This window comes from Veillonella parvula, assembly GCF_001553335.1.
Classification (GTDB): Bacteria; Bacillota; Negativicutes; order Veillonellales; family Veillonellaceae; genus Veillonella; species Veillonella parvula_S.
In genome coordinates, this window is record NZ_KQ960790.1 from 1 (window position 1) to 552 (window position 552).

Sequence of the window (552 nt, forward strand, 5' to 3'; positions counted from 1 at the left end):
TGGAACGGATGCTGTCAATGTGGATCAATTAAATGCTGCTATTGGCGGTACATCCAAAGCGACAACCGTAAAAGCTAAGGATGCTAACGTAACCGTTACAGAAGGCGTTAACGCTGCTGGTGGTAAAGAATATACAGTTGGATTAGGTGATAAGGTTACTCTTGGTTCAGATGCTGATAAGAAAGTTGTTATAGATGGCACTACCGGTACGATTACGGCCGGAGATAAGGTGACTATTAACGGTGCAACAGGTGATATTAAGGCCGGAACAGTTAAAATAACCGGCGCAGGTACGGTAAACGAATTGACTAACCGTACATGGGATATCGATAACCCTACAGTTGTACATGGTCAAGCGGCAACAGAAGACCAATTGAAACATGTTAGTGACGGTGTAAAAAATAACAAAACCGATATTACAAACATCAATAACACCATTGCAAAAGGCTTGAACTTCAAGGGCGATGATACAACTGTTATCAATAAACAATTAGGCGAACAGTTAGATATCAAAGGTGGTGCTGATGCAAATAAATTGTCTGATGACAATAT

The 552-nt window shown here is 40.8% G+C and carries 1 pseudogene; it reads left to right on the forward strand.

The window, feature by feature from the left end:
- Positions 1-552, forward strand: a pseudogene (locus HMPREF1865_RS09555) (ESPR-type extended signal peptide-containing protein); the annotation flags it as partial.